General features: G+C 62.7%; 8 protein-coding genes. 6 read left to right on the top strand and 2 right to left on the bottom strand.

Features of this window, described 5'->3' with window-relative positions:
• The 6 genes from R4P65_RS21895 to hisG form a co-directional block, all read left to right on the top strand.
• Nucleotides 1–735 (top strand): vitamin B12 dependent-methionine synthase activation domain-containing protein (locus R4P65_RS21895; protein WP_317828078.1); only part of this gene is annotated, 735 nt, incomplete at its 5' end.
• Nucleotides 728–1,426 carry an HAD family hydrolase gene (locus R4P65_RS21890; protein WP_230815677.1) on the top strand — a complete coding sequence of 233 codons (699 nt, stop codon included), beginning with the start codon at nucleotides 728–730 and terminating at the stop codon, nucleotides 1,424–1,426. The genes R4P65_RS21895 and R4P65_RS21890, both read left to right, overlap by 8 nt.
• Nucleotides 1,427–1,438: 12 nt before the next feature.
• Nucleotides 1,439–2,299 (top strand): rhodanese-related sulfurtransferase, encoded by an 861-nt coding sequence (locus tag R4P65_RS21885; protein WP_317828077.1) that lies wholly within the window; start codon nucleotides 1,439–1,441, stop codon nucleotides 2,297–2,299.
• A gap of 57 nt (nucleotides 2,300–2,356) precedes the next feature.
• Nucleotides 2,357–3,217, top strand: a complete 861-nt coding sequence (locus R4P65_RS21880) for a pseudouridine synthase (protein ID WP_411742575.1) — start codon at nucleotides 2,357–2,359, stop codon at nucleotides 3,215–3,217.
• Nucleotides 3,218–3,276: 59 nt separating this feature from the next.
• A complete protein-coding gene (locus R4P65_RS21875; protein ID WP_003944933.1) occupies nucleotides 3,277–3,540 on the top strand; it encodes a phosphoribosyl-ATP diphosphatase in 264 nt (87 codons plus the stop codon).
• 97 nt (nucleotides 3,541–3,637) lie between these two features.
• Nucleotides 3,638–4,489 (top strand): ATP phosphoribosyltransferase, encoded by an 852-nt coding sequence (gene hisG / locus R4P65_RS21870; protein ID WP_095970083.1) that lies wholly within the window; start codon nucleotides 3,638–3,640, stop codon nucleotides 4,487–4,489.
• A gap of 46 nt (nucleotides 4,490–4,535) precedes the next feature.
• On the opposite strand, the gene R4P65_RS21865 is transcribed toward hisG, so the two are convergent.
• Together R4P65_RS21865 and R4P65_RS21860 are read right to left on the bottom strand one after the other, a co-directional pair.
• Nucleotides 4,536–5,345, bottom strand: a complete 810-nt coding sequence (locus R4P65_RS21865) for a thioesterase family protein (RefSeq protein WP_317828075.1) — start codon at nucleotides 5,343–5,345, stop codon at nucleotides 4,536–4,538.
• Between the two features lies 1 nt (nucleotide 5,346).
• On the bottom strand, nucleotides 5,347–6,237 hold the full coding sequence (locus R4P65_RS21860) for a RecB family exonuclease (RefSeq protein ID WP_411742571.1): 891 nt from the start codon (nucleotides 6,235–6,237) through the stop codon (nucleotides 5,347–5,349).
• Nucleotides 6,238–6,316: the final 79 nt, after the last annotated feature.

Below are 6,316 nucleotides of genomic sequence, written 5' to 3'. Positions count from 1 at the left end.
TGGGGCCTTCGCGGTCAGCGCAAGGGCGACGGTCCGACGTACGAGGAACTGGTCGAGTCGGAAGGCCGTCCGCGGCTTCGATACTGGCTCGATCGGCTGACGTCCGAGGGCATCCTCGCGCACGCCGCGGTTGTGTACGGCTACTTCCCGGCGATCTCGGAGGGCGATGACGTCATCGTGCTCACCGAACCGAAACCGGATGCACCTGAACGGTTCCGGTTCACCTACCCGCGTCAGCATCGCGACCGTTTCCTGTGCATCGCTGACTTCGTGCGATCGCGCAAGGAAGCAGAAGCGACCGGCCAGGTGGACGTTCTTCCGTTCCAGTTGGTGACGATGGGTCAGCCGATCGCGGACTTCGCCAACGAGTTGTTCGCGTCGAACTCGTACCGTGATTACCTCGAAGTTCACGGAATCGGCGTCCAGCTCACGGAATCTCTGGCCGAGTACTGGCATCGACGCGTTCGTGAAGAGCTTGTGCTCCCCGAGGGGCATACCGTCGCGGAGCAGGACCCGACCGAGGTTGCCGGTTACTTCGATCTCGAGTACCGCGGCGCTCGTTATTCGTTCGGATACGGCGCGTGCCCGGACCTCGAGGATCGTGCCAAGTTGGTGGCGCTGCTCGAACCCGAGCGAATCGGCGTCGAATTGTCCGAGGAACTGCAGCTGCATCCCGAGCAGTCCACTGACGCTTTTGTCCTGCACCACCCGGAAGCAAAGTATTTCAATGTCTGAGTTGTTGACCGAAGTATCCGAAACGACCCTCGGTGGAGTCCTGTGGGACATGGACGGCACCCTGCTCGATTCGGAGAAGCTGTGGGACATCGCGCTTCGTGAGCTGTCCCTACGCCTGGGCGGACCGATGACGGAAGCGACTCGCATCGCCGTCATCGGTGCGTCGAGCCCCTTCGCACTGGCGACGGTGTTCGACGCGCTCGGTTTGGAGAAGCATCCCGATGCCATCGGCGAGGCGAAGGACTGGATGTACACCCGCGTCGGCGATCTGTTCGAGGACGGCGTGACCTGGCGACCGGGCGCTCGCGATGCTCTGTCGACCGTGCGCGACGGTGGTCTGCGTTCTGCACTGGTCACCAACACCGAGCGAGTTCTGGTCGATCGGGCACTCGGCATGCTCGGCCGTGAGTTCTTCGACCACTCGGTGTGCGGCGACGAGGTCCCCAACGGAAAACCGGCTGCGGATCCGTACCTGCGCGGCGCGCACCTGCTCGGACTCGAGCCGGCGCAGTGCCTCGCGATCGAGGACTCACCGACCGGTACGGCGTCGGCCAGCGCCGCGGGTTGCGCGGTGCTCGTCGTTCCATGTGAGGTCGACGTCCCGGCCGGTCCTGGCCGCGTGTTCCGAGAGTCCCTGGTGGACTTGTCCATTCACGATCTTCACGACGTTCACTCGAGCGCGGCACGTTAGGCTGGATTTGCTGTGGCTATTCCGAAAATTGTTCTGTTCTACCAGTTCACGCCCTTGGCGGACCCGGAAGCGATCAAGCTGTGGCAGCACAGCCTCGCGGAGTCGAACAACTTGACGGGTCGGATCATCGTCTCGCCTCACGGGATAAATGCGACGGTCGGCGGTGACATCGAGGACGTCAAACGTTACGTCCGCGGTACGCGTGGCTACGAGCCGTTCCGCACCGCTGACATCAAGTGGTCGGACGGACTCGGTGACGATTTCCCTCGCCTGAGCGTGAAGGCTCGCTCGGAAATCGTGACGTTCGGTGCCCCCGACGAGCTGAAAGTCGACGAGAACGGTGTAGTCGGCGGCGGAGTTCACCTGGCGCCCAAAGAACTACACGAACTCGTCGACAGCCGCGGTGACGAGGTCGTGTTCTTCGACGGGCGCAATGCTTTCGAAGCCGAGATCGGCCGCTTCCGAGATGCAGTGGTTCCGGACGTGGCCACCACTCGCGATTTCGTCGACGAACTCGACAGCGGCAAGTACGACCATCTCAAGGGCAAAGCCGTGGTCACCTACTGCACCGGGGGAGTGCGCTGCGAGGTGTTGTCTTCATTGATGCGCTCACGTGGCTTCGACGAGGTCTACCAGTTGGCCGGCGGAATCGTCCGTTACGGCGAAACTTTCGGCGACCGCGGTCTCTGGGACGGTTCCTTGTACGTGTTCGACAAGCGGATGAACATCGAGTTCTCGTCCGAAGCCAAGACGCTCGGCGTCTGTGTCGATTGCGGTACTCCGACGCCGCGGTTCCGCAATCGGATCGACGGTGACGGTCGCACCCTCGAATTGCTCTGCGAAAGTTGTTCACCAGACCTCGAGCAGGACTGAGCAGTGCCCAAGGCTCCGTTGCCGATCCGAAACGGTCTCGGGCCGGATCGGCTGCGGATGCCGGCCGAGTCGTCCGCGCGTACCGTCCTCGAACACCTGGTCGCCGAGAATCCGGGGGAGCGGGATCTGTGGGTGGACCTTGTGAACGCCGGTGATGTCGTCGACGAGCACGGGCGGAGGATCACCGGCGAAACGCCTTATCAGCCGACCCGTTTCGTGTACTTCTACCGCGAACCAGCTCCCGAGATTCCGGTTCCGCACGAGATCGAGATCCTGTACCGCGACGACTCGATTCTCGTGATCGACAAACCACACTTCCTGGCGACCATTCCGCGGGGAGCACACATTGTCGAAAGCGCGGTCGTGCGACTGCGTCGTGATCTGGATCTTCCGGATCTTGCGCCAGTTCACCGCCTGGACCGGATGACGGCGGGGGTCATCGTGTTCACCGTGACACCGGACCTACGACGGCCGTACCAGGAACTGTTTGCCGAGCAGCGGATCGTCAAGGAATACGAGGCGATTGCAGGCTTCGATCCGGAACTGACTTTCCCTCACACGGTGCGCAGTCGCATCAACAAGGTTCACGGCGAGATGACGGCCACCGAGATTGCGGGCGAGCCGAACAGTGAGACGTCGATCGAACTGATCGAGGTGATCACCGACTCGGCCGGCCGGACGCTCGGGCGATACAGGTTGCTCCCACGAACCGGCCGGACCCATCAGCTTCGCCTGCATCTGAACTCCCTCGGTATCCCGATCGTCGGCGACAATTACTACCCCCAGTACCTACCCGCGGTGCCCGGTGACTTTTCCACGCCATTGCGATTGTTGGCGCGGGCGCTGGAGTACCCGGATCCGATCACCGGGCAGACCCGCAGGTTCGTCAGTTCGCGCAGCCTCGACGCAGGGCTGTGAACACCGCTGTTCGTGGGCGTGTGAAAACCGCTTCCGTCCTCGTGAAAGAATGTCTACCCGTGAAGACCTTCGAATCCTTGTTCGCCGAATTGACCGAGCGTGCTGCTACTCGCCCCGAGGGATCCGGCACTGTCGCCGCCCTCGACGCCGGTGTGCATGCGCAGGGCAAAAAGGTCATCGAGGAAGCCGGTGAAGTGTGGATCGCTGCGGAATACCAGAGCGATGAGCAGCTAGCCGAGGAAATTTCCCAGCTGCTGTACTGGACGCAGGTGTTGATGGTCGGTCGCGGACTGACCCTCGAGGACGTGTACCGACATCTGTGATCGGAGCTGACCAGCGAGATGTTCGCCATCTCGCTCGTCCAGGGCTTCCGATTCACGTTGTCTCACGTCACCCACACCTTCCGAAAGGACATCCACCATGCTGCGCGTAGCAGTTCCCAACAAAGGCTCACTGTCCGAGTCAGCCGCCGAGATTCTCAGCGAGGCCGGCTACCGTCGACGCACTGATTCCCGTGATCTGACGGTTCTCGATCCTGCCAACCAGGTCGAGTTCTTTTTCTTGCGCCCCAAGGACATTGCGATCTACGTCGGCTCCGGTGAACTGGATCTCGGCATCACCGGTCGCGACCTCGCCGGCGACTCGGGAGCTCCCGTGTCCGAGCGTCTGTCGCTGGGGTTCGGCCGTTCGTCGTTCCGCTACGCAGCACCGGCGGGCAAGGATTGGACGGTCGAGGATCTGTCCGGCCTTCGCATTGCGACGTCGTACCCGAACCTCGTGCGCAAGGACCTCACAGATCGCGGGCTCGACGCCACCGTCATCCGTCTCGACGGCGCCGTGGAGATCTCGATTCAGCTCGGTGTCGCGGACGCGATCGCCGACGTGGTCGGATCGGGTCGTACTCTCCGTCAACACAACCTCGTGGCTTTCGGCGAATCGCTCTGCGATTCCGAGGGTGTCCTGATCGAGCGCACCGGCGCTCCGCAGGACGATCCCGCACGCAACCAGCTTATCGAACGCGTACGCGGAATCGTCTTCGCTCAGCAGAACCTGATGATCGACTACGACTGCCCGCGCACCATCCTCGACGACGCCATCAAGATGACCCCCGGTATGGAGTCACCGACGCTCTCGCCATTGGCCGATCCCGACTGGGTCGCGGTTCGCGCCATGGTTCCGATCAAGGGACACAACCAGGTGATGGATGCCTTGGCCGAACTCGGTGCCAAGGCCATCCTCGCGTCGAACATCCGCTCGGTACGCGCTTTCTGATCACTGTCTGAATAGATTTACGCGCATTCGCGCCCGTTCCTGGAAATCAGGAACGGGCGCGAATCTGCAAAGTCTGGGCGATACGGCCGACGGCACCCTGCTCGTCGTAGAGCACTCCCGCACACATGCCGACGCCGTCCGGACCGGTCGTGGTTTCGGCGGCAACACCGACCCACTCGCCCTCGGGCACACGGAAGATGTGCACCGTGAGATCGGTGTTGAGGAACGTCCAGTGCTCCGGGTCGAGCTTGGCGCCCACGCCGTTGGAGATGTCAGCCACCGCGAACAAACGCTCGAGGGCAGACATCTTTTCGCCCTCCACCAGCTCGGGCTTGGGGCGCGCCCATACCTTCCCGGTTCCCACGCACCCGATCGGAGCAATCCAGGACCAGTCGAGGGTCTTGAGGTAGCCGACGCTCCAGAGGCCGCCGAGGACGCCCGGGGTTCCACTCTCGCGGGGTTCGAGCGGGGGATCGACTACGTGGACGACGTCGCTGGTATCCACCGTCTCCATCCGCCAGGCCGTGCCGCGCGCAACGGCGCGTGCAGATCCGTCGGCAGTCGTTGCCCACAGCTCGGCAACGATCAATTCGATTCGGCGACCGGGTCGTTCGATCCATGACCGTACTTCGAGGTCGGCGATCGGAATCGGTCCGAGAATCTCGACGACAACGCGCGTCAGACGGGTTTCGTCGCGCGCACCGCACCGCTCGAGGGCTCGCACCAACAGCGCCGACGGGGGAGCGCCGTGCTGCAGCGTCGGGCCCCAGATGCTGACAGTTGCCTGCGTGCTCGCGAACCGCTCGTGCCCTTCCTCCGTCGTTCCGAGGTAGCGGTAGTACGAACTGTCCGTCATGTTATGAATTCTCCTTTGCGACAACAGGTTCGGTGCTCAACAGATCCGGCCAGCCTGGATACGGCGGAGGTGTTCCGCCGAACGAGGGGCACAGTGATTTGTGATCACACCAGTCGCACAGTTTGCCAGGCTTGGGTCTGAAGTCTCCGGTCGCACCTGCTGCGAGGATCGCTTTCCAAATGGCGGAGAGGGTTCGTTCGAATCTGATCAGCTCGTCGTGATCCGGGGCGTACGTGAGAATCGAGCCGGAGGCCAGATAGATCAGCCGCAGTTGCGCGGGAACGATTCCGCGAGTGCGCAACAGTACGAGCGCGTAGAACTTCATCTGGAAGAGCGCCTTGGATTCGGTGAACTCGCGGGGCGCCTTCCCGGTCTTGTAGTCGACGACCCGCACCTCACCCGTCGGCGCTACGTCGATCCGGTCGACGAAGCCGCGGAGTCGAACGCCGTTGTCCAATTCGGTCTCGACGTACACCTCGCACGCCTCGGCATCGAATCGAGTGGGATCTTCGAGTGTGTAGTACGTCGCGACCAGCTTGGCGACTTCGCCGAGAAACGCGTCCAGTTCGTCCTCCGGAATCAGATCAGCAGCCTCGGGACTCTCGGCACTGACACGTTCCCACGCGGGGCGGACGAGTTCGGCTGCGCGATCGGGAACCCGGTGACCGGTCGGGAGTGCAAACAGCGCTTCCAGCGCCGCGTGTACGACGGTGCCTCTGACCTGGGCTCTGGTTGGTGTTTCCGGAATTCTGTCGACTGCTCGAAACCGATAGAGCAGGGGGCATTGTTTGTAGTCACCCGCCCGAGACGGAGAGAGCGCCGGCCGACTACGCGGGCGCTCGTGTGATGTTGCACCCGTTGGAGTGGGGGTTGGCAATTCGACAGAGCTCACACCTGGCAGGCTATGCGGTTGGTCCGACAACTCCGTCGGAGCCGGTGGCGAGGACACCGGAAACAAACGAACAGGGATC

The sequence above is a fragment of the Rhodococcus sp. IEGM 1318 genome (assembly GCF_033142465.1).
GTDB classification, from domain to species: domain Bacteria; phylum Actinomycetota; class Actinomycetes; order Mycobacteriales; family Mycobacteriaceae; genus Rhodococcus_F; species Rhodococcus_F qingshengii_B.
This window is presented reverse-complemented; position numbering and strand designations above follow the sequence as displayed.

What these genes read in the sequence shown, in the direction of transcription:
- R4P65_RS21890 (WP_230815677.1), top strand. Translation starts at nt 728, where the DNA reads ATGTCTGAGTTGTTGACCGAAGTATCCGAAACGACCCTCGGTGGAGTC.
- R4P65_RS21880 (WP_411742575.1), top strand. Translation starts at nt 2,357, where the DNA reads ATGCCGGCCGAGTCGTCCGCGCGTACCGTCCTCGAACACCTGGTCGCC.
- R4P65_RS21865 (WP_317828075.1), bottom strand. Translation starts at nt 5,345, where the DNA reads ATGACGGACAGTTCGTACTACCGCTACCTCGGAACGACGGAGGAAGGG.
- hisG (WP_095970083.1), top strand. Translation starts at nt 3,638, where the DNA reads ATGCTGCGCGTAGCAGTTCCCAACAAAGGCTCACTGTCCGAGTCAGCC.